Origin of the sequence: Streptomyces sp. NPDC048389 (assembly GCF_040706335.1) — a bacterium.
Taxonomy (GTDB): Bacteria; Actinomycetota; Actinomycetes; order Streptomycetales; family Streptomycetaceae; genus Streptomyces.
On the sequence record NZ_JBEZKP010000080.1, the window covers coordinates 1 to 20333 of the forward strand.

19 protein-coding genes and 1 pseudogene are annotated in these 20333 nt (G+C 71.1%); 3 read left to right on the top strand and 17 right to left on the bottom strand.

Features of this window, described 5'->3' with window-relative positions; all coding sequences use genetic code 11:
- The 13 genes from AB0903_RS32270 to AB0903_RS32330 form a co-directional block, all read right to left on the bottom strand.
- Nucleotides 1-314, bottom strand: a 314-nt coding sequence (locus AB0903_RS32270) for a biotin carboxylase N-terminal domain-containing protein (RefSeq protein WP_366708300.1), incomplete at its 3' end; no start/stop codon positions are given.
- A gap of 1 nt (nt 315) precedes the next feature.
- Nucleotides 316-897, bottom strand: a complete 582-nt coding sequence (locus tag AB0903_RS32275) for a flavin reductase family protein (protein WP_366708301.1) — start codon at nt 895-897, stop codon at nt 316-318.
- Between the two features lie 40 nt (nt 898-937).
- Nucleotides 938-2650: an FAD-dependent monooxygenase gene (locus AB0903_RS32280; protein WP_366708302.1), complete on the bottom strand. Its 1713-nt coding sequence runs from the start codon at nt 2648-2650 to the stop codon at nt 938-940.
- A gap of 207 nt (nt 2651-2857) precedes the next feature.
- A complete protein-coding gene (locus tag AB0903_RS32285; protein WP_366708303.1) occupies nt 2858-3778 on the bottom strand; it encodes a MarR family transcriptional regulator in 921 nt (306 codons plus the stop codon).
- Between the two features lie 693 nt (nt 3779-4471).
- Nucleotides 4472-5944 carry an MFS transporter gene (locus AB0903_RS32290; RefSeq protein WP_366708304.1) on the bottom strand — a complete coding sequence of 491 codons (1473 nt, stop codon included), beginning with the start codon at nt 5942-5944 and terminating at the stop codon, nt 4472-4474.
- Between the two features lie 61 nt (nt 5945-6005).
- Entirely contained in the window at nt 6006-6662 is a 657-nt protein-coding gene (locus AB0903_RS32295) for a hemerythrin domain-containing protein (protein ID WP_366708305.1), read from the bottom strand.
- Between the two features lie 207 nt (nt 6663-6869).
- Nucleotides 6870-8183: a cation:proton antiporter gene (locus AB0903_RS32300; protein WP_366708306.1), complete on the bottom strand. Its 1314-nt coding sequence runs from the start codon at nt 8181-8183 to the stop codon at nt 6870-6872.
- Between the two features lie 77 nt (nt 8184-8260).
- Nucleotides 8261-8878, bottom strand: coding sequence for an NAD(P)H-dependent oxidoreductase (locus AB0903_RS32305; RefSeq protein WP_366708307.1), 618 nt, complete (start codon nt 8876-8878; stop codon nt 8261-8263).
- Complete coding sequence (locus tag AB0903_RS32310) at nt 8875-9279, bottom strand: nitroreductase family deazaflavin-dependent oxidoreductase (RefSeq protein WP_366708308.1); 405 nt, start codon at nt 9277-9279, stop codon at nt 8875-8877. The genes AB0903_RS32305 and AB0903_RS32310 overlap by 4 nt, the downstream gene beginning before the upstream one ends.
- Before the next feature lie 344 nt (nt 9280-9623).
- The gene (locus AB0903_RS32315) at nt 9624-10676 is read right to left on the bottom strand and encodes an ester cyclase (protein WP_366708309.1); all 1053 of its coding nucleotides are present in this window, start codon (nt 10674-10676) and stop codon (nt 9624-9626) included.
- Nucleotides 10673-11044, bottom strand: coding sequence for a dehydrogenase (locus AB0903_RS32320; protein ID WP_366708310.1), 372 nt, complete (start codon nt 11042-11044; stop codon nt 10673-10675). The genes AB0903_RS32315 and AB0903_RS32320 overlap by 4 nt, the downstream gene beginning before the upstream one ends.
- 351 nt (nt 11045-11395) lie before the next feature.
- Nucleotides 11396-11590 carry a hypothetical protein gene (locus AB0903_RS32325; protein WP_366708311.1) on the bottom strand — a complete coding sequence of 65 codons (195 nt, stop codon included), beginning with the start codon at nt 11588-11590 and terminating at the stop codon, nt 11396-11398.
- A gap of 261 nt (nt 11591-11851) precedes the next feature.
- A complete protein-coding gene (locus AB0903_RS32330; RefSeq protein WP_366708318.1) occupies nt 11852-12388 on the bottom strand; it encodes a hypothetical protein in 537 nt (178 codons plus the stop codon).
- 539 nt (nt 12389-12927) lie between these two features.
- On the opposite strand from AB0903_RS32330, the gene AB0903_RS32335 reads away from it, so the two are divergent.
- Nucleotides 12928-13599, top strand: a complete 672-nt coding sequence (locus AB0903_RS32335; RefSeq protein ID WP_366708312.1) for a TetR/AcrR family transcriptional regulator — start codon at nt 12928-12930, stop codon at nt 13597-13599.
- A 585-nt stretch (nt 13600-14184) separates the two neighbouring features.
- On the opposite strand, the gene AB0903_RS32340 is transcribed toward AB0903_RS32335, so the two are convergent.
- On the bottom strand, nt 14185-14793 hold the full coding sequence (locus AB0903_RS32340; RefSeq protein ID WP_366708313.1) for a ScbR family autoregulator-binding transcription factor: 609 nt from the start codon (nt 14791-14793) through the stop codon (nt 14185-14187).
- Between the two features lie 428 nt (nt 14794-15221).
- Nucleotides 15222-15905, bottom strand: coding sequence for a response regulator transcription factor (locus AB0903_RS32345; RefSeq protein ID WP_366708314.1), 684 nt, complete (start codon nt 15903-15905; stop codon nt 15222-15224).
- Nucleotides 15906-16406: 501 nt separating this feature from the next.
- On the opposite strand from AB0903_RS32345, the gene AB0903_RS32350 reads away from it, so the two are divergent.
- Both AB0903_RS32350 and AB0903_RS32355 read left to right on the top strand, forming a co-directional pair.
- Nucleotides 16407-17414, top strand: coding sequence for a ScbA/BarX family gamma-butyrolactone biosynthesis protein (locus tag AB0903_RS32350; RefSeq protein WP_366708315.1), 1008 nt, complete (start codon nt 16407-16409; stop codon nt 17412-17414).
- Nucleotides 17415-17647: 233 nt separating this feature from the next.
- On the top strand, nt 17648-18451 hold the full coding sequence (locus AB0903_RS32355) for an alpha/beta hydrolase (RefSeq protein ID WP_366708316.1): 804 nt from the start codon (nt 17648-17650) through the stop codon (nt 18449-18451).
- 209 nt (nt 18452-18660) lie between these two features.
- Here the strand turns inward: AB0903_RS32355 and AB0903_RS32360 are convergent, their stop codons facing one another.
- The gene (locus tag AB0903_RS32360) at nt 18661-19491 is read right to left on the bottom strand and encodes an alpha/beta hydrolase (protein ID WP_366708317.1); all 831 of its coding nucleotides are present in this window, start codon (nt 19489-19491) and stop codon (nt 18661-18663) included.
- Nucleotides 19492-19567: 76 nt separating this feature from the next.
- Nucleotides 19568-20333: pseudogene (locus AB0903_RS32365) on the bottom strand (hypothetical protein); the annotation flags it as partial.

The following is a 20333-nucleotide window of genomic DNA, read 5'->3' on the forward strand; positions in this document are numbered from 1 at the left end:
GGCGGGCCGATCCAGGTCAGTTGGGCGTCGATGACGGCCTGGGCGAACTCCGCGTTCTCGGACAGGAAGCCGTATCCGGGGTGGACGGCGTCCGCGCCGGTGTGCCGTGCCGCGTTCAGGACCTTGTCGATGTCCAGGTAGCTGGTGGCCGGGGTGTCACCGCCCAGGGCGAACGCCTGGTCCGCGGCGCGGACGTGCAGCGCGTCGCGGTCCGGGTCGGCGTAGACGGCTGCGCTCGTGATCCCGGCGTCCCGGCAGGCACGGGCCACGCGGACAGCGATCTCGCCGCGGTTGGCGATGAGCACCTTGCGCATGTCAGGACGCCTGCCGGGCCGGTGCCGGGGTCTGGGGGCCGAGGTGGCTGAAGTGTTTGTCGCCGGTGTGCAGCGGTCCGAGGGATCCGTCGAAGAAGATCAGCGGTTCCAGGCCGTGCTGGGGCATGCCCAGCTCGACGACCTCGCCGACGACGATGTCGTGGTCGCCGGCCGGGTGGATGTCGACTGTCGTACACGTCAGATGGGCGAGCGCCTCGCTCAGCACGGGGAGTCCGTCCGGGGTGAAGTGGTGGGGCACCGTGTCGAAGGTGTCGGCCCGCCGCTCGGCGAACCAGCGGGCCAGCGGCTGCTGCCGGCCGGACAGGAAGTTCACGGTGAATCCGCCGCTTCGGGCGAGCAGTTCGTGCAGCCGTGAGCGCTGGTGCAGGCAGAACAGTACGAGCGGGGGTTCCAGCGAGACGGAGGTGAAGGAGTTGACGGTCGTTCCGTCGGCTTCGCCGTCGGGCCCGGTGGTGATCACCGTGACCCCGGTCGTGAACAGGCCGCACACGCGGCGCAGGTTCAGTGGCTCGATGGGCTGGCCCTCATGGGCGCGGGTCAGTGACCGCGCTGCTGCGGACATGCGCATGCCTTTCGTGGGTGTCGGAGTGGTGCCGCGCGGGTCAGAGGAGCTTGCGGACCCTGGTTCCGGCCTTGAGGATTCCGAGGAGGAACTCCCGGCCGACGCTGTTCACTTCCTGCGGGGCCTGGACCGAGGCCCAGTACAGGAAGCGGGCCATCGTGGCCACCGAGGGGTAGATGAAGCGTTTCTCCTCGTCCTTCCAGCCGAAGACGGGGTTGACCACGGGTGATTCCTTGAGGAGGCCGAAGACGATGTCGGCGGCCTCGTCGCCGCTGAGCGCGCCGGCCTCGTACTTCTCGCAGGTCTCCGCGGTGGCCTCCAGCAGCCGCTTGAACGTGTCGCTCTGCGGCCACCACAGGCCCGGGTGGGCGACCTGCTCCAGCTCGTCGAAGTGTTCCTCGCGGCCGTCGCGGACGTGCTTGAGGCGGGCCCGGGTCAGGCGCATGGTGCCCGGGGTGATGAAGGAGCCCCACACCCTGAACACCGCGTTCCACAGGCGGAAGTGGGAGAAGGAGATGAAGGAGCTGTTGACCAGCTCGTCGTTGTACTGCAGCAGCCCCTGCTCCACGCGTTCGACGTACTGGAAGCGTTCGGCCGAGAAGTCGCCGTCCCGCAATGCGGCCACCAGGCGGGAGGTGAGGGCGTCGACGACTTCCATGGTGTTCGACAGACCGCGGGAGAACAGCGGGTCGAGGAAGCCGGCGGCGTGCGACATCAGGCACCAGCGGTCGCCGACGGTCTGCTTCGAGGAGTACTGCAGCCGGTCGGTGGAGACCCACTCGCGCACCCGGGTGGCGCCGTCGAACTGGCGCTTCACGGCGGGGTACTTGTCGAGGAAGAGCTGGAACTCCTGCTCCGGCGTGAGGTCCTTCGGCTTGGGGTAGGTGCGCTCGTCGATGGTCAGGCCGACGCTGCACAGCGGGTTGCGGGACTTGTCGTGGTTGTCGAACGGGATGATCCAGAACCAGCCGCGCTCGATGAGGTGGTGCATGGTGCCGGTGTGCCAGTCGGCCGGCGGGCGCAGCTTCTTGGGGTGGCCGCTGACGTCGTCGAACCGTTTGACGCCGACATAGTGGGTGAACATCGAACGCGAGTGGTGCTTGAAGCGGGCCGGCTGGTCGCGCAGGTCGAACTTGTCGGCGAGCGGCGAGCGGAAACCGGAGGCGTCCACCAGGTACTTCGCCCGGTACTGCTCAGGCCCGGCGCCGGGGGCGGCGCTCTTGCCGGTGACGGTCACGCCGTCGTCGTCGAAGTCGACTTCGGTGGCGCGCCAGTTCTGCCGCGGCGTGCAGCCGTAGGTGAGCGCCACGTGGAACATGAAGGCGTCGCTGTCCTGGCGGAACAGGTGGCTGTTCTGGTGGAAGATCTTCGGCAGTGCCAGCTGGGTGGCCTGCCGCGGGTCGGGTTCCTTGCCGGTCTCGTGCTTCAGGAATCCGAAGTGCGCCTTGGTGCCGAAGGTGGGTCCGATGTCCCGGGTGGATGCCTGGACGCTGGCCAGGCTTTTGAGTTCGGGAATGCCGTGCCGCTCGGAGAGGATGTGGATCCACTCCACGAGCTGCGGTGTCATGGACTCGCCGATGGCGAAGCGCGGATGGGCGGCCGCGTCGACCAGCAGGACCTTCGCACCGTGCTTGGCCAGGATCGTGCCGGTGACGGAACCGGCCAGACCAGAGCCCAGGATGATGACGTCGAAGGTCATCTCCTCGGGTATGCACGCCTGTTCCGGTGTGCCTTCGGTCATCTTCGCGACCATGAACTGTCTCCTTCGTCGAGGGGCGGTGCACAGCAGGAATGCCGGTTCGGCCACGGCCGGGAAAACCGCATGAAAAAAGGCCCCTCATTCACCCTTCGGAAGGGGGTCGGAATTGCTCCGACGAGGGTCCGAAGGGCCGAAATGAAGAGCCTGGAAAAAGGCGTGGTGCGGCCGCTGAATTAAGCGTGACAGGCTTTGGCCATGGGGTCAACCCCTGGCGGAAACCGATGGGTTGGTGTTCTCGGTGAATGCCGCTCCGGAATGTGTCGGGGCGAGGAGTTTCAACAGGATGGCCCGCAGTTCCTCTTCCCCTTCGGGGCCCAGCATCCGCGCCACGTCCGCCGCCAGTTCGGCGACGGCCCGGGCGACGACGCCGAGTTTCTCCCGGCCGAGGCCGGTCACCTCCAGGGCGTAGCGGCGCCGGTCGTGCGGGTCGCGGCCGCGGCGTACCAGGTGCAGTCTGACCAGTTCGTCCACGAGTTGGGAGGCGGCCGGTCCGGTGATGGCCAGCAGCTCCGCGAGCCGCTGCTGGGAGCAGGGGCCGAACGCCTGCAGTGCCGACAGCGGGCCGTAGTGGCGCACCCGCAGGCCGGTGCCGGCCAGCTTGTCGTCGCCGTGCCGGCGCAGCCGGTGATGGGCCTGGGCCACCAGGTACTCGGTGCCCTGCACCAGGGGCTGGGCGGGCTCGGGCAGGAGTCGGGCCAGCAGCTCGTCGAGGCGGGCCGTCTCCTTCGGGGTCAGTACGGCGGTCAGCCGCGCGTCGCGTTCGGCCACCGCGCGGCGCCGGGCGTGAAGGGTCCGGCGTCCTGTGTCCGTCAGGGACAGGACGTACTGGCGGCGGTTGTCGGGGTTGCGGGTGCGCCGGACCTCGCCGCGGGCCTCCAGCCGGTCGATGACCGAGACCATGATGGTGCGGTTGATGCCGAGCCGCTCGGCCAGGTCCAGCTGGGATGCCCAGTCGTGGCCGGTGAGCGCGTCGAGGACGAGGACGTCGCGGGAGTCCGCGTCGGTGCCGTCCGCGGTCGCGGAGAACTGCGCGTAGACCCGGCGCAGGAGGTAGCCGATGAAGTCGGTGAGCGACTTCGGGAGCACTCCGGGAACTTCAGCGGTCTCCTCGGTCGGGGTCACAAGACCTCGGCCCTCATCGCCTGCACGCTGCAAGACTGCACCTCCTGCCCGAGTATAGGGGCGGTGCGCTCGCCTTGCGGCCCTGCGCACCGCTGCCGGGAAACGGTGGTCGGCACGCACGGTTCTCGCGCGCCAGTTCGATCATGGAGCGGGCGGTCGGCGCCCGGCCGTCCGCGGTAGACCCCGGCCGCCGCCGGGCCCGCCTGCTGCGGCCTCGGCGGTGTGGTGGGTCGGCGGGCGCGTCGTCCCGCCTTCGCGGGCCGTGGCGGGCCGGGAAGGCGGGTTCGCCGGTGCGCGTGGTGTGCGCCGGCTCCGGGGGGCGGGGTGTGCGGGGCGCGGTCGCCTCGTGCGGCGGGTCCGTCGGGCCGCAGGTCCGGCCGTCCCGGGTGGGCACGCCGGCCGTGAGGGGGTGGCGCGGTCCGGTGGGCGGGGTGTGCGGGGCGCGGGGCCGGGCGGGGGCGTGGCCGGCGTCGCGGTACGTCGCGGTCACGCGCGCGGCCGTGGCCGGGCCGGCCTGGGCGGGGGGACGTTTCTTCGCCGGCCGGGGCCCGCTCGTGGGGTCGTGCGCGGGCCGTTGGTCGTGCGGGGGCCGAGACAGGTCCGGCATCTGCGTCTCCTGAGGCCCGGGGGGTGCGTGCTGCGGGGGGACTCCGGCGGCCCCGACGGGGGGATGGTCGGGGCCGCCGGATGGGATCACAGCGGGAGGGGGGTGTGCTCCCCTTCGCGCTGTGGCTGGGGGGCCGTCGCCGGGATGGTGATCAGGGCCGTCACCAGGGCCAGCAGGTACAGGCCGGCGCCGAGGAGGAAGCCGTAGGAGTATCCGGTGGTCAGTGCGTCGGGCAGGTTGCCCGGCAGGTGGTTCTCGGTGACGACGGTCGCGGCCGCGGCCAGGATGGCGAGGCCGATGGCTCCGCCGATCTGCTGGGCGGTGTTGACCAGGCCGGAGGCGGCGCCGGTGGCCTGCGGGGCGACGCCGCGGACGCTGATGATGGTGACGGCCACGAAGACCATGCCCAGTCCGAGGCCGACGACCAGCTGCGCCGGCAGCAGGGTGAGCAGGGGGTTCTGGCCGGGCTCGAGGAGGCTGAACCAGACCATGCCCGCGATGCCGACGACCAGGCCGAGGGCGATCACGGTGCGCTCGGGGAGCTTGGCGAGCAGCTGCGGGCCGATGCCGCCGGCCGCGATGCCCATGCCGAGGGCGAAGGGCAGGTAGGCCAGGCCCGTGACCATCGGCGCGTAGCCCTTGACCACCTGCATGTAGAGGGTGAGGAAGTAGAAGGTGGCGAGCATGCCGGCGCCGACCAGGAACATGATCAGGTTGGCGCCGACGCGGCTCTTGTCGGCCAGTACGCCCCTGGGGATCATCGGCGCCCGGCTGGCCCGCTGGATGATCACGAAGGTGGCGAGCAGTACCAGTGCGACGGCCAGGCCGGTCAGTGTGACGGGGTCGCCGAGCCCTTTTTCACCGGCTCGGGTGATGGCGTAGACGAGCGCGCCGAAGCCGGCGGTGGCGCTGATGGCGCCGGGGACGTCGACCTGTCCGCGCTCGCGCTTGCCCTCGATCAGGACGCCGGTGCCGATCAGGACCGCGAGGGCGATCGGGATGTTCACGAACATCACCCAGCGCCAGCTCAGGTACTCGGTGAGCACGCCGCCGAGCAGCAGGCCCGCGACCGAGCCGAGGCCGCCCATCGCGCCGTAGACGCCGAGTGCCTTGTTGCGGGCCGGGCCGGCCGGGAAGGTGGTGGCCAGCAGCGACAGGGCGGTGGGGGCGGCGATGGCGGCGCCCACGCCCTGGAGCACCCGGGCCGCGATCAGCAGTTCCCCGCTCTGGGCCAGGCCGCCGAGCAGCGAGGCCGCGGTGAACACGATCAGGCCGGTGCGAAAGACCCGGCGGCGGCCGAAGAGGTCGCCGGCGCGGCCGCCGGCCAGCAGCAGGCCGCCGAAGGCCAGCGCGTAGGCGGTGACGATCCAGCCGAGGCTGGACTCGCTCAGGTGCAGTGCGCTTTGCATGCTGGGCAGGGCGACGGCGACGATCGTGTTGTCGAGGACGAGCATCAGCTGCGCGGCGGCGATGACCAGCAGCGCGAGGCCGAGTCTGCCGCCCGGCTGAGGCGGCGCCGCGGCCTGGGGGGCGGCCTGGGTACGGTCTTGCAGCGACATGAGCTCTCTCCGGTGTCTTGGGGCGGGGTGGTACGGGCCGGTCGGGGGCGGGGCCCTCGGGTCAGCGGGCGGATGCCGCCTTGGTGCCCCAGATGTCCAGCGCGTCGTAGGCGGCCCGCCATTCGCTCTCGTAGGCGTTGCGCAGCGGTTCGGGCAGCTTGCGGAGGATCGAGGCGACTTTCACCGCGTCGATGTCGTCGAGCAGCCAGGGCAGGTAGCGGGCGGAGTCGTCGCCGATGCGGGTGCGCTGTTCGGCGCTGAAGGCCGCCCACTGCTCCTGGGTGAGGGTGAGGTCCATCAGCTGCAGCGCGTCCCGCTCCTCGTGGTCGAGGTGGCCGCCGAGCCGGGTGCAGAGGGTGTCGGTCAGCCGGCCCAGGCGCTCGCGTCCGAAGTCGCGGTCGGCGAGAGCCGCGTCGATGTCCGCCAGCAGCGGGTCGATGACCGCGTGCTCGGCCTCCATGGCCTCCAGCAGGGCCAGTTCGTCGGGGCGGCCGGCCAGGGCCTGCTCCATCACCGGCCACACGGTGTCGTCCTCGGATGTGTGGTGGACGGTCAGGAACTTCTTGAACAGCTCCCAGCCCACTGCGGTGCTCAGCACGTGCCGGGGGTCGTCGTCGGCGCGCGCGGTGATCCGCGCGATCCGCTCCAGCTCCCGCCGCAGGGCGTCGTGGATCGCGAACATCATCGTCATGTCGAGGTTCTTGAAGTCCTGGCTCATCGCTGTCTCCCTCACTGCCTCACCGCTCCGTGTCACCCACGCTATCGTCAACCCGCTTATCTATCAAGCATCCAACTAGCAGCATTCCAATCATCAGTGGCTGAAGTTTTGGGCCGGGGAGGCGCCGGGGCCCGAGCCGGGGAGAAAGGGGTGCAGGTCAGCCGGGGAGAAAGGGGTGCAGGTCAGCCGGGGAGAAAGGGGTGCAGGTCAGCCGGGGCGGGCGGGCTGCAGGGCGGGTTCCTTCGCGAGGTCCTCACGGTCTCCTTCGGGCGAGCCGTCCGCGGCGGGGTCGTCGGCCCTGCGGCGGATGAGCGTGAGGGCGGGAGAGGTCATGGCCGTGGTCACCAGGGCCATGAGCACGAGGACGGTGAACAGCTCCGGGCCGATGACCCCGAGTCCGAGGCCGATGTTCAGCACGACCAGCTCGGTCAGCCCCCGGCAGTTCATCAGCGCGCCGAGCGACATCGCGTCCCGCCAGTCGCACCCCGTCAGCCGGGCCGCGAGCGAACCGCCGCCCCACTTGCCGAGCACCGCCACCGCGAGCACGGCACCCGCCCACAGCCATTGCGTGGCGCTGCCGCCGAGCAGTGACACGTCGGTCCTCAGTCCCGTGCTGACGAAGAACAGCGGCAGCAGCACCGGCACGGCGAACGCGCTCAGCCGGGCCGCGGTGGCCTTGATCGCCCGGCTGCCGCGCGGGCTGACCACGCCGAACAGGAAGGTGCCGAACAGTGCGTGCACCCCGATCCGGTCCGTGGCCCACCCGGCCAGGCACAGCCCGCTGAACAGCACGACCACCACGAGGCCGTCGGCGTTGCGCCGTTCGGCGCGGGCGGCCCACCGGGCCAGCAGCGGCCTAACGAGCAGGAACATGGCCAGCGTGAAGCCCACGGCCCACAGCGCCGTCGCGACGGCCTCGAGGGGCGAGTTGCTCTTCGTCACCGCCACCACGGCCGCCAGCAGGCACCACGCGCTCACGTCGTCCACGGCCGCGCTCGCCATGGCCAGCGCCCCCACCCTGGTCCGGTACAGGCCGCGGTCGGCGAGGATGCGGGCCATCACGGGGAAGGCCGTGATGCTCATCGAGACCGCGAGGAAGAGAACGAACGACAGCCTGCGGGTGCCCGGCGGGGCGAACTCGTCGTACATCCACAGCGCCAGCAGGGCACCCAGCAGCAGCGGTACGGCGATGCCGGCCTGGGAGACGGCCACGGCGGTCCTGCTGTGCCCGCGCAGGGAACCGAGGTCGAGTTCCAGACCGATCAGGAACATGAACACGAGCAGCCCGATGGTGCCGAGCACGTCGATGTAGGGCAGAGCGGCCTGCGGGAAGAGCTGGGCCTGCGCCCCGGGCCACAGCAAACCCAGCAGCGAGGGGCCCAGCAGAATACCGACGAGGATCTCGCCGACCACCGGGGGCTGGCCGAGCCGCTTGAGGAGCTGGGCGCCGGCTCTGCAGGCGAGGATCACCACCGGGACGGCGATCAGGAGGTCGGACAGGGGGTTGGGGGCAGCGGCCATGGCGTTCTCCTGAGACGGCAAGGGCGGGCGAGGCACGCGGATGCCACAGGTGCGGCACGGCGGGTGAGGGGAAGGGCTCAGGAGCCGTAGGGGCGGGCGGCCTTCGCCTCGCGCAGCGCGCCGGCCCACCACAGCAGCTGGTCGAGCATGAGCTTGGCGGCTGCCTCTGCGCCCTCGGCATCGGCGGGGAAACAGCCCTCGCCGTCGTAGTGGTCGAGCACCCGGGGGAAGACGACGGTGTCCTTCATGCCCACGCAGTGGAACTCGGCGAAGATCTGCCGCAGGTGCTCGATCGCCCGCACCCCGCCGGCCGCGCCGAGCCCGTAGCCGACGAAACCGACCGGCTTGGCCTGCCACTCGGACTGGAAACTGTCGATGAGGGTCTTCAACGGGCCCGGCACACTGCGGTTGTACTCGGGCACGACGACCACGTACGCCTCGGCCCCGGCCAGCCGCGGACGCAGCGCCACCGTCCTTCGGTCGTCGGCGTCGAGGCTGGCGGGCAGCAGGTGCTCGGCCACGTCCACGACATCCAGCACGAGGTCGTCGCGGCGCGCGGCCACCCGGGCGAACCAGCCGGCGACGTCCGGCGCGAGCCGCCCGTCCCGGGCGGAGCCGACCAGCAGCCCGACCCTGACCGGCCGAACCGGCCCACCCCGCCCGCCCGGCCCGCCCGGCCCGCCCGGCCCGCTCATCGCCGGGCCCCCGGTACCGGCGAGGCCACCGGCGTGAGCGCGAGGAACTCGGTGGCATCGACCCGGGACAGGATCCGGCGGGTCAGAGCGGGCATCCGCGTCGTTCCCTCGTCGGTGAAGACGACGGGATCGGCGACCCGGATACGGCGCCCGCGAGTGGTGATCTCGCAACCGCCCGCCGCCAGCACGTTCTTGACCCAGTCGGAGCCGGGCCCGTAGGGCAGCGTGATGACGATGTCCGCACCACGGCGGAACAGTTTCACCGGCGTGGCGAACTCACGCCCCGACTTGCGCCCGCGGTGATGGACCTTCCCGAACCCGGGCAGCCTGCTGAACAGCGGCCCCACAAGACGGTTGGCGAACCGCCGGTTGAAGCGGGCCACTTTTCTGTCGATCGGCACGTCGTCCCTCCCTTGCATCGATCTCTTGACTCACGTCGGCCTCTGGCCACGCCGGCCTCTGGCCACGCCGGCCTGATGCCGCGCCGGCCTGTGACCGCACTTCCTGCCGCGCCGGCCTGCTGTCACGCCGGCCTGTGACCGCACTTCCTGCCGCGCCGACCTCTGGCCGCGCCGGCCTGTTGCCGCGTCGGCCTGCTGCCGCGCCGGTCTGGTGCGCGTCGGCCTGTTGCGTGTCGGTCTGTGGCTGGGCGCATTGCCGCGCCGGTTCCGGCCGGCCCCCGGGCCCGGCCGCGGAGGGCCGGGCGGGGGCCGGGGGCGGAGGCGCCGGCGGCGGCGGGTGGTGGTCAGGCGGCGGGCTTGCCCGTGCCGGGGGCTCCCGCCGGGGTCAGCGGGCCGGCCGGCCGGCCGCCGGACTTCAGGAAGCGCTCCAGGGTGAAGTTGTCGACGATGCCCCACCGCTCGGCGATCCTGTCGCCCTCGAAGCGGAACCAGATGATCGCCTGGTGCTGCACCTGCAGACCGGTCGGCGGGATGCCGATGAACGGACCGGTGTGCTTGCCGTGCATCACCCAGCGGATGGCGGCCTTGTCGCCCATCGAGATGAAGTCGAGGATCTCGTAGCGGATGTCGCTGAACGCGGACTGCTGGATCTTGATCGTGTGCTTGAACGCCTCAGGACCCCGCATGGAGTCGTCGTGGCTGCCGTGGTTGCGGAAGTCCGCGGTCAGGTAGCGGTCGGCGGCCGAGAGGTCACCGAGGTCCAGGCCCTCGTGGAAGACCTTCTCGACGAGGTCCTTCTGCTGCTCGGCGGTGAGCGTGGTGGCCATGCGTCCGTTCTCCTCTGCTGGGGGTTCCTGTACGGGGGACGGGGCGGCGTTCCCGCGGGTGTCGAGCGTCTGCGCGTCGACCTGGGTGACTCCCCCGGGCACCGCTCCGGTCGTCCACACGATGCGCAGTCGGAGCCGGTCGAAACGCCAGCCGTCCGGTGTGCGCCGCGCGGTGGCGGTGAAGCGGCCGCCGAGTTGGAAGTACTCGGAGGCGTCGGGGGGCAGGGGCGAGCCGTAGTGCACGTGGGAGGCGATCAGGCTCCAGCCGACCGTGGCCCGGTCGCCGTCGAGGCCGACGGAAGGGTCGGAGCCGTGGTGGTGCGTCCGGCCCCAGCGCGCCATGATCTCGGCGGTGAAACCGGTGACACCGGCGATGCCTTGGTGGCTGCCCACCGGAAAGGTCATCTCGATGTCCTCGGTGAACAGGGACCTGGCCCAGCTCTCGTCGAAGACGCCCTCGTCGAGGCTGGCCAGGTAGCGGTCGACGAGCCGCTTGAGTGACGCGAGGTCGGCCAGGCGGGCGACCTCGGCGGCCAGAGCCGACGGATCCGCGGCCTGTTCCCGGGTCATGACAGCCGGTGCGCTTCGGTCCGGGCGTCCGTCGCGTAGATCACGACGTCGTCGGGACCATGGACGACGGCCTTGCCCTCACCGGTGAAGCCCTCGCCCTCGCGGCGCGCGGTGATGTCGATCTGTATGTAGGCGGCGTGGTGGCCGTTCGGGCTGATCTGCGTGACGTCGACGTTGAAGTCCTCCCGCAGGGAGAACTCCAAAGCGTTGTCAGCGGTGACGGTCCACGAGCCGTAGCCGGTGCTCTTGCGCGTCGTGACCGAGAGCGAACCGTCCGGCTCGAAGGTGACCGTGTAGTCGTCCACCTCACCGTCGTGGCTGACCGTACCCGTCCATCGACCGACAGGCGTCCAGGTAGAAACAGACATCGACCACACTTCCTCAACTTGGGGCGGAGAAAACAGAAAGTCCGCACCCCGGTCGACGTGCGACCGCGGGATACGGACGGGAGGGAGTCCGGCGGGCTTCACAAGCCCGCCCGGATCCGCCGCTGAGGGACCACCGGCCGAAAAGGCGGGTGCGTCAGGGCATGACGGCGGTGCGAAAAGTGTGACACCTGCGCCGGGCTTGCGTCAACTCCCGCCGGACACAGGGCAGTTGACGCAGCACAGCCCCCGCGGCCCGGGGGCCGCGGGGGCTGTGCCGGGGTGGATCCCCGCACGGATCCGCGCTCTTGTGCGGCGGCTCCGGGATGCCGCACTCCCCATCGCCGGGAGCCGTCAGTCGGGTTCGCCCCCGCGGGCCAGTGCGAACAGTTCGTCGAGGTCGTACTCGGCCCGCTGCGGACCGCCGTGACGCGTGATCTTGCCGCGGCTCGCCCACTTGCGGATGGTGGCCGGGGAGACCCCCATCGCCAGGGCGGCCAGCTCGGTCGGCACCGTCCGCCGCTTCGCCGACCCCTTCGGCCCGGTCATCTCGCCCTGCCTTCCCTCGCTACGACCCCCGACCGGTCGCGACCACCACGCCGCGCGAGCGGGACGGGGATGAACCTTCTCCTGCGCGGCGCGCCCCCTTCCCTCGCCGCGCACCGCGGCCCACGGCCGAAGAGCCGGCCCGAGCCCGGCACCGACCGGAATCCGGCACCACTCCCCCGGACCCGTACCGGACCAGGATCCGGCACCACTCCCCCGGACCCGTACCGGACCAGGATCCGGCGATGCCCGTCCGGGCCGGCGCTAGACGGCCTCCCGCATGCGGCCCGCCACCAGCAGCCACTGACGGGGCGGCAGGGCGTGCCCGGCGGGACAGGACACATGGCCGGGTGCCTGGTCGGCGCCCGCCGACATCACGCCGTACATCGTCTCGGCACACCCCGGCCGCGGGCACGGACCCAGCGGGAACCTGCGTACCCGGCCCGGCCCGAACAGCCGGCCCAGGGCGGCGAGCAGTTCGGTGAGCTCCTCGTCGAAGTCCACGCCCGCAGGGTGCCCGGCAAGCCACGGCAGCTGCCGGCGCAGGAACAGCACCAGGGCGCCCAGGCCGTGTTCGGCCGCCCGGGGCCCGGTGCCGCCCCGTTCGTCCACGACGAGCCGTGCCCACAACGCCAGCACCCCGGCCACCCGGGCCCGCAGCGCCACGGCCCGCTCGTCGAGCACGATGCCCACAGCACTGCGGCTGCCGCTCACCCGCTCACGCATCACCGGCGCAGCGGGCGCCAGTGCCTCCTCGCTCTCCTTGTACAGGTCGAGCAGGGTGCGCAGTTCGCGGCCCATCCGGTCCACGCACGTGGCACAGATGCGCCCGCAGCGCCGCGCGCAGTCCCTGCTCCGGTGAGTTTCGGTCAGACGCTGAAGCCGATCCATTCCAATCCCCCCAATACCTGATGTTCCCGGCAATTACGTCCAGTCTTCCGGGGGGTGGGAGCCGCTTCAACGTGCCCCGGTTCAGGGTTCCCACAAGCATCCCCAACTTTGTCAGCGCCCCGTCAGAGCCGTGTCAACTGCCCGGGGCCGGGCGCCCGGGCGGGCCGGTCCCGGGCGGCGGGTGCACGGATCGAGACCCGCCACCCCCCGGTTTACAGACAGGTCTGTCTAATTGCAAGTCGGTTCGAATCAGTGGGAGGCGCGAACATTTCACGCCAACTCGCCCCGAAGTCAAGGTCAGTTCGGTTGTGTGAAGATCGAGAGAGGGAAGACTCTTGGGGGTTCCTTCAAGAAACAGGCATGGTTGTATAGTTTTTACTTCATCGATGCCTCCACCCGTGGGCGGGCGCGCAGGGGCGGGATCGGAAAGAGAGGGCAGGTGCGACCTGATGCAGGCACGATCTGAGCAGACGCGTCAGGCCCTCGTTCATGCCACCGCCGAGCTGATCGCGGACGGCCGGCTCTCCGACGCGGGACTGGTCAACATCTGCCGCCGGGCCGGAGTCAGCCGCGGGGCGCTGTACCACCACTTCTCCTCCACCGCGGCGCTGACGGCCGCCGTATACGAACAGGCCCGCCTGCGGGTCGAGGCACTGGCCGACGAGGCGTTCAGGGGCCCGGCCCAGTACGCGCCGGAGCGCTTCCTGCTCGGACTCGGCCGGGCCATGCGCACCGAGAAGGTCGTACGGGCGGGCATGCAACTCGCCGCGGACGGCTCGGCCGGGCCGCCGCGCCTGCGCGACGACCTGCTGGCAGTCGTCCACGAACGGGTGGCCCGGACACAGAAACAGGACGCCACCCGGGCGGAGGACCTGGCCGACCTGGCCGTGGTCGTGGCCGCCGGCATCGAGTCACTGGGACACACGGACCCCGGCTGGTGGGGCGCCGAGACCTCCCGCCGACTGTGGGAACTGCTGGGCCCCCTGTTCGACCAGGACCTCCACCACCCGGACACCGCCCACCAGGGCCCCTTCGCCCACCAAGGCGCCCTCGACCGGCACCCCCGCACCAGGCCGACGACCACCGCAGGTGACAACAACCGGCACGCCCCACAGCAGTGACATGCCAACACCGGCCGGACACACCACCCACACCAGCACAGCAAGCCGCCCCCACCCCGCACAGCAACCGGCAGAGCGGCCGGACACCCAGAGCCGGACACCCGAACCGGCCCCCTCCCAAACAACCGCAACCAGTGCAGGACGCAGACAGACCCCACACCCGGCACCCCGACCGCCCCGGACACTCCCCCGCCGCCCCGGGCGCTCCTCCGACCGGCCCGGCGGACTCCCCACACGGCCCCCGTGGGCCCGCGTCACCCCGGACGCGTTCCCCCGCCCGGACGCTCCCCCGGCCGACCCCGGGCACGCTTCCCCCGCCGCCCCCGACGCTTCTCCAGCCGGCCCGGCGGACTCCCCACACGGTCCCCGTGGGCGCGCGTCACCCCGGGCACGCTTCCCCCGCCGCCCCGGACACTCCCCCGAGCGGCCACGGGGCTTCCCCGGCCGTGGTCCGGTGGTCAGGCGGCGCGGCGGGCCGGCCGCGCCCCGCGGGCGCCGGTCAGTGCGGCGCGGCGCACCGGCCGCGGGCGGCGGGGTGGCGGGCGGCGGGGTGGCGTTTCGGCGCCCGTGGTGGCTGGCGGGCCGTCAGTCGTCCGGGAGTGTGGTGCGCAGGTGGCCGATCAGGCCCGGTGTCGCGATGCCCGGGAGGAGCAACTTCCAGAAGATGCCGATCCGTTCGAGCAGGTCCGCGCGGCCGCTGTACGCCTGGGACATGGTCTGCAGGCCGGTGAAGGAGCCCACGATGGTCGAGGCGGCCTCCTGCACGTCCACCCCCGGCAGGACCTCCTGGTGCCTGTCGGCCTCCTGCAGCAGCGCGAGAATGGCCTCGAAGGACTGGTCGTAGGTCGTGCGCGGCGGGCAGTCGAAGGACGACTGCTCGATCGTCAGACGCACACTCGCGCGCAGCAGCGGGTCGGACTGCAGGCGCCGGGCGAACTCGAGCGTCAGGTCGATCACCGACTGCAGCCTCACCGGCCGTTCCGGCGGCCGCAGCGCCTCGCCGTGCGCCTCCACCAGGGCCAGCGCGATGGCCTGCTTCGAGGGGAAGTGGTGGTAGAGCGAGCCGCGGGTGAGCCCGGTACGCGCCAGGATCTCGTTGGTGCTGGCCGCATCGTAGCCGCGCTCGTCGAAAACCCGGGCGGCGGCCTCCAGGATCGACCGCCGTGACCGCTTGCCGCGTTCTTGCTGTGCCATACCCGTCCCTGCGCTCGCCCACCAATTCAACAGACTTGTCTGTATCGTAACGTGGGCGGCGGCGTCTTCAGGACGTACGCGGCGCGGCAACGGGACCACCGGGCGGCCCAGGGCCTGCGGGAAGCGGCAAAGGACGGCCAGCGCCCTTCCCCGGGACCGGGCGGGACCCGGGCAGCGGGATCCGCAGCCGCGTATCCCCCAGGCCAACAAGCAAGACATGGCGCGGCCACGGCGGCCCACGACCACGCAGCCGGTACGGCACCAGGGCACGCGGGCCCGGCAGAATCCGAACGACAGCCCCTGGCATCTCGGGTCGAAGACCCTTCCGCCGGAGCGCAAGCTCCGCGACGGGCCGTCGGCCCTTCGCCGGCCCCGGGGCCACCTGCGGTGGCCGGACCCCGCAGAGGAAAGCCGGCGGCACAGAGAAACTACCGAAAGATCTTCGACTCGGGCCCCTGGGGACGTCCGAGCCGGAAGCCGACGCCCCGGACGGTGACGATCCACTCCCTGGAACCGAGCTTGCTGCGCAGCGTTCCGACGTGGGTGTCGACCGTGCGGCCGCGGGGCGACCACGCGTCGTCCCACACCTGGGCCATGATCTGGCGCCTGGGGACCACGGCGCCGGGCTGCGAGGCCAGCAGATGGAGCAGGTCGAACTCCTTGCGCGTCAGTTCCAGCGGCCGCCCGTCCAAAAACGCCGCCCGGGCCTCCGGGTCCAGGCGCAGCGGCCCGTGGACGATGACACCCCGGGCGGCCGGGCGCGCCGCCTGCGGGCGCACACGCCGCATCACCGCCTCCATCCGGGCCAGCAGCTCGCGGAAGCCGTACGGCTTGACGAGGTAGTCGTCCGAGCCGGCCTGGAGACCGAGCACGCAGTCGAGCTCCGAACCGCGCGCGGTCAGGGCGATGATCGGCGTGTCACTGACCGCCCGGACCGCCCGGCAGACCTCCAGACCGTCGAGATCGGGCAGGTCCAGGTCGAGCAGGATCAGGTCCGCCTCGCCGTGAGCACGCAGCGCCTGCGCGCCGGTCGACACCCCGTGAGCGGCGAACCCCTGCCGGACCAGCGCCTCCAGGAGCGCGTCCGCGGCCCGCCGGTCGCTCTCGACCACCAGGACGTCAAGGGCCCCCCGGACGGCCGCACCCCGCCCGGGAACCGGGTGCCCGGCCGCGACGAGCGGACCGCGCGGGCGGTGGCGCTGCGCAGACGGTGCTGGGAGATCCGCGTACTGCCGGTTCATCATTCCCCCTGAGGCAACAACCGCTCCGTCATCACGGACTGCGGGGTACGGCAAGCACCCACAATACCAAACAGACTTGTCTGATTGTCAACGCGTCACAAGCCGTGGAACACCACCCCGCACCCGCACCCCGGCACCCCCCGGCGGCAGCAACATAAGGGATTCATCGCCCCTGGAGGACCCATTCCGCCAAGGACGGAGGACGGAGGAACAACCGGCCGGCACCCGGACCGGTACATGAGCCATGAAACGAGCATCGACTCCTGGACCGACCTGTCTGTATCTTGTCGCCCAGAACGTCGGCCACTGGGGGGTGGACAGCCGACGTACGGCCTGTCGCCCCCTGCCCGGAAACAGACAGGAGCTCTCGACATGCCCTACCTGACCTCCGCCGACCCCGCCCCCAAGACAGCACCAAGACGCCTGACCACCACGGTCCCACGCGAATACGTCCACCGCACAGCAGTCTCCGAAGTCCTCCTGACCGCCTGGCACCCCCACAACCCCCCCGGCACCAACAGGACCAACAGGACCGACAGGACCGACAGGACCGACAGGACCGACAGGACCGACAGGAGCGACAGCTTCATCGTCGACGCCCAATGGCCCCGCAACCACACCCTGTTCGCCCCCCACCACGGCCAACAGAACCCCATGCTGCTCATCGAATCCGTCCGCCAGACCGGATCCCTCCTCGCCCACGCCGCCTACCACGTCCCCTTCGGCTTCCAGTTCCTGATGTCCCACATGACCATCACCACCGACCCCGAACTCCTCACCGCCGACCCCACCCCCACCGACATCCACCTGCACACCCACTGCCACACCCACCACCGCAACGGCATCCTCCGCGAAATGCGCTACGACATCACCACCACCCGCGACAACGGCTCCCACGCCACCGCCTCAGCCGCCTTCCGCTGCATGAGCCCCACCGTCTACCAACGCCTACGCGGCAACCCCACCACCACCCACACCCCACCCCCACCCCCACCCCTCGACCCCACCCTCGTCGGCCACACCAACCCCCGACACGTCCTCCTCACCCACCCCACCCCCACCACCCCCCACACCTGGCAACTCCGCATCGACACCACCCACCCCACCTACTTCGACCACCCCGTCGACCACATCCCCGGCATGGTCCTCCTCGAAGCCGCCCGACAAGCCGCCCACGCCACCACCCAACAACCCACCGCCCACCTCCACCACCTCACCAGCACCTTCACCCGCTACGCCGAACTCCACACACCCTGCTGGATCACCGCAACACCCCAACCCCACACCCCCCCAAACCACCACCACATACACATACAAGGCACCCAACAACACCAAACCATCTTCACCGCCGACCTCCACCTCCACCCCCACACCCCATGACCCCCACCACCACAACCGTCCGCCCAGAAGACCCACAGGCCGTACGGGCGCCGGAAGTACGAGGGAGGCCCACTCCCACAACCTTGCGCATGGAGACGTCGGATGCCATGCGCATGCCCACACCGAGGAGACAAGGGTGCTCGCAAGAGGCATGCGGTTGCCCGCCGGCAAACCCCACACCCAACACACTGAAACCGCGCGCCCACCGGCACGCTCGCCGCACACTTGTGCGTATGGCTGAGCTTCTCGCTACATCCGCTGACGGCGCGCCCATCACCGCTCTCGACGACGGCGAAGGGCCCACACTGCTCCTCGTTCACGGCGGCGGTGAGAGCGCCATGTCCTGGGGCGGCGTCCTGCCGCCGTTGATCGACGATTTCAGGGTGGTCAGGGTCGCCCGTCGCATCTACGTTCCCGGGGCGAGTGTTCCGCCGGCGTACTCCATGACGGTCGAGGCGGAAGACGTTCTCGCGATCGCCGGACTCCTCGACCGGCCCATGCTCCTCGTCGGACACTCCTCGGGGGCGGTCGCCGCGTTGGAAGCCGCTTTGCAAGCGCCCGGTGTGCCGGCGGGCTTGTTCCTCTACGAACCACCGTTGCCCACGCGGTCGTTGGTGGGAGGGGAGGCGGCCCGCCGCGCCCGCGAGGCCCTCGCCGCAGGAGATCCTCGCGAGGCGATGCGGATCCATCTGCGCGACATCGCCCACGAACCCGTGGAGCTGGTCGAGAAGCTGATCGCGGGTCCGGGGGCGCAGACTTCGTTCACTTCGAAGGTGACGGCAGGGCTCGCCGACATCGACGCGCTCGACGCGCTCGGGATCGGCGTCGACCGCTTCAGGTGGCTCGACGTGCCGACCACCCTGGTGGAGGGTGACAGAAGCCCGGCTCACCTGCGGGAGCGACTGGCCGACCTCGCGGTCACCCTGCCGAACGCGGCACGGGTCACCATTCCCGGGGAAGGACACGCCGCTCACCGTACGGCCCCCGAGACACTGGCGGACATGATCCGGGAGGCGGCCGAGCGCATCTTCTGCTGACGGCTCGCCACGCAGTACAACCGCTTCCGGCGAAGGCAACGCGGTGACGCGCCGACGCCGAATCAGCCCTGTCCGGGAGGCGGGACGGCAGCCGAGGGGGCCCTTGGGTTGCGTACGGTACAGGTCACCGGCCGCCGGCGCGCAGCATCAGGTGGGCGTCATGACGCCGAGGCGCGGGCGTACCGGGCGTACGCCCGCCCTTGCGTGCGTCAGCCCAGCTCCTGCAGGAAGGCGAACACCGCGGCCGCCAGCTCCGCGGGGGCGTCCTCCTGCACCAGGTGCCCGGCGCCCGCGATGACCCGGAGACCGGCACCGGGAATCTGCGCTGCCAGCTTCTGGCCCTGATGCAGCGGGATCCACGTGTCCTCGGCGCCCCAGCACACCATGACGGGCAGCTCCAGTGTCCCGTACAGTTTCTCGATCTCGTCGGTGTAGCACTGGTCGGCCTGGGCGATCTGGCGGTAGAAGGCGGACTGGCCGGCCTCGCCGAGCCAGGGTTCCACGAGGCGTTCGACGACCGCGTCACCGAGGCCGATGCCGCTGGCCGAGCGAACGTACTCCCGCACCAGGGCGGCGTGCATGGCAGGCGGGAGCTGGTTGAACACCTCGGTGTTGTCGCCGACCAGGCGGAAGAACGGCGAGCCCCACGGCGCGACCGCGACCGGGTCCACCAGGGCGAGACGCCGGTATCGGGCCCCGTGCAGCAGGTGGGCCCGCAGGGCGACGGCACCACCGAAGTCGTGGGCGACCACGGTCGGTTCGGCCAGATCCCAGTGGTCGAGCAGATCGGTGAACAGCTTGCCCTGCGCGGCGAGCGAGACATCCTGTCCCTCGAACTTCTCCGAGGCACCGTATCCGGGCATGTCCCAGACGTACACCTGGTAGTGCGGGGCAAGTGAGCGGGCGACACCGCGCCAGACGTAGGAGGAGAAGGGGGTGCCGTGCAGCAGCACGACCGACTCCTTCCCCTCTCCCAGACGGTCCCAGCGGACCTCTCCGGAACTGCTGCGGTAGGTCTCGCCCAGCTGCCAGTTGTTCAAGGGGGCTCCCTGTCCCATGCGCGTACGTGGAACGTCCAGCCTATGACCATCCGTCCTCCGCGCCGGGCGCGGAGACCATCCCGGCGCTCAGCGTCGTGCCGTCTGCCGGCTCGATGAGCAGGAACGAGCCGGTGCGCCGACAGTCCGTGTACGGATCGGCCGCGAGGGGCTCGGCGGTGCGCACCTTGACGCGGCCGATGTCGTTGGCGACGAGCCGGCCGGGGGCCGGGTGCTGGGAGAGGTCGTCGAGGGTGAGCCGCGAGGGGATCTCCTTGACGATCGCCTTCACGGTGCGGGTGGTGTGCTTGAGCAGTACCCGCTGGCCGACCGTGAGCGGCTGGTCCGCGACGTGGCAGACGGTCGCCACGATGTCCCGGTGGGCCGTGGGGGCATCGGCCGTGCGGGCGATCAGGTCACCGCCGGGAGATGTCCAGGTCGTCGGCGAGCCGCACGGTCACCGACTGCGGCGTGCTGGCCTCCTGGACGGAATCGCCCAGCGCGTCGATGGCTTCGATGGTGCTGGTGCGGCCCGACGGCAGCACGGTGACCTCGTCGCCGACGCGGAAGGTTCCGGCGGCGATCTGTCCGGTGTAGCCCCGGTAGTCGGGGTGCTCGGCGGTCTGCGGGCGGATCACGTACTGCACCGGGAAGCGGGCACGGCGGAAGGCCGGGGCATGGGTGACCGGAACGGTCTCCAGGTGTTCGAGGACGGTGGGGCCCGCGTACCAGTCCATGTTCGCCGAGACCTCCACGACGTTGTCGCCGGCGAGCGCCGAGATCGGGATCGCGGTGATCTCCGGGACGCCGAGCGAGGCGGCGTACGCGGTGAACTCCTCGGCGAT

What these genes read in the sequence shown, in the direction of transcription:
- AB0903_RS32290 (WP_366708304.1), bottom strand. Translation starts at nt 5,944, where the DNA reads ATGTCGCTGCAAGACCGTACCCAGGCCGCCCCCCAGGCCGCGGCGCCG.
- AB0903_RS32335 (WP_366708312.1), top strand. Translation starts at nt 12,928, where the DNA reads ATGCAGGCACGATCTGAGCAGACGCGTCAGGCCCTCGTTCATGCCACC.
- AB0903_RS32305 (WP_366708307.1), bottom strand. Translation starts at nt 8,878, where the DNA reads ATGAGCGGGCCGGGCGGGCCGGGCGGGCCGGGCGGGCGGGGTGGGCCG.
- AB0903_RS32325 (WP_366708311.1), bottom strand. Translation starts at nt 11,590, where the DNA reads ATGACCGGGCCGAAGGGGTCGGCGAAGCGGCGGACGGTGCCGACCGAG.
- AB0903_RS32320 (WP_366708310.1), bottom strand. Translation starts at nt 11,044, where the DNA reads ATGTCTGTTTCTACCTGGACGCCTGTCGGTCGATGGACGGGTACGGTC.
- AB0903_RS32315 (WP_366708309.1), bottom strand. Translation starts at nt 10,676, where the DNA reads ATGACCCGGGAACAGGCCGCGGATCCGTCGGCTCTGGCCGCCGAGGTC.
- AB0903_RS32280 (WP_366708302.1), bottom strand. Translation starts at nt 2,650, where the DNA reads ATGGTCGCGAAGATGACCGAAGGCACACCGGAACAGGCGTGCATACCC.
- AB0903_RS32355 (WP_366708316.1), top strand. Translation starts at nt 17,648, where the DNA reads ATGGCTGAGCTTCTCGCTACATCCGCTGACGGCGCGCCCATCACCGCT.
- AB0903_RS32340 (WP_366708313.1), bottom strand. Translation starts at nt 14,793, where the DNA reads ATGGCACAGCAAGAACGCGGCAAGCGGTCACGGCGGTCGATCCTGGAG.
- AB0903_RS32300 (WP_366708306.1), bottom strand. Translation starts at nt 8,183, where the DNA reads ATGGCCGCTGCCCCCAACCCCCTGTCCGACCTCCTGATCGCCGTCCCG.
- AB0903_RS32330 (WP_366708318.1), bottom strand. Translation starts at nt 12,388, where the DNA reads ATGGGCCGCGAACTGCGCACCCTGCTCGACCTGTACAAGGAGAGCGAG.
- AB0903_RS32275 (WP_366708301.1), bottom strand. Translation starts at nt 897, where the DNA reads ATGTCCGCAGCAGCGCGGTCACTGACCCGCGCCCATGAGGGCCAGCCC.
- AB0903_RS32295 (WP_366708305.1), bottom strand. Translation starts at nt 6,662, where the DNA reads ATGAGCCAGGACTTCAAGAACCTCGACATGACGATGATGTTCGCGATC.
- AB0903_RS32350 (WP_366708315.1), top strand. Translation starts at nt 16,407, where the DNA reads ATGCCCTACCTGACCTCCGCCGACCCCGCCCCCAAGACAGCACCAAGA.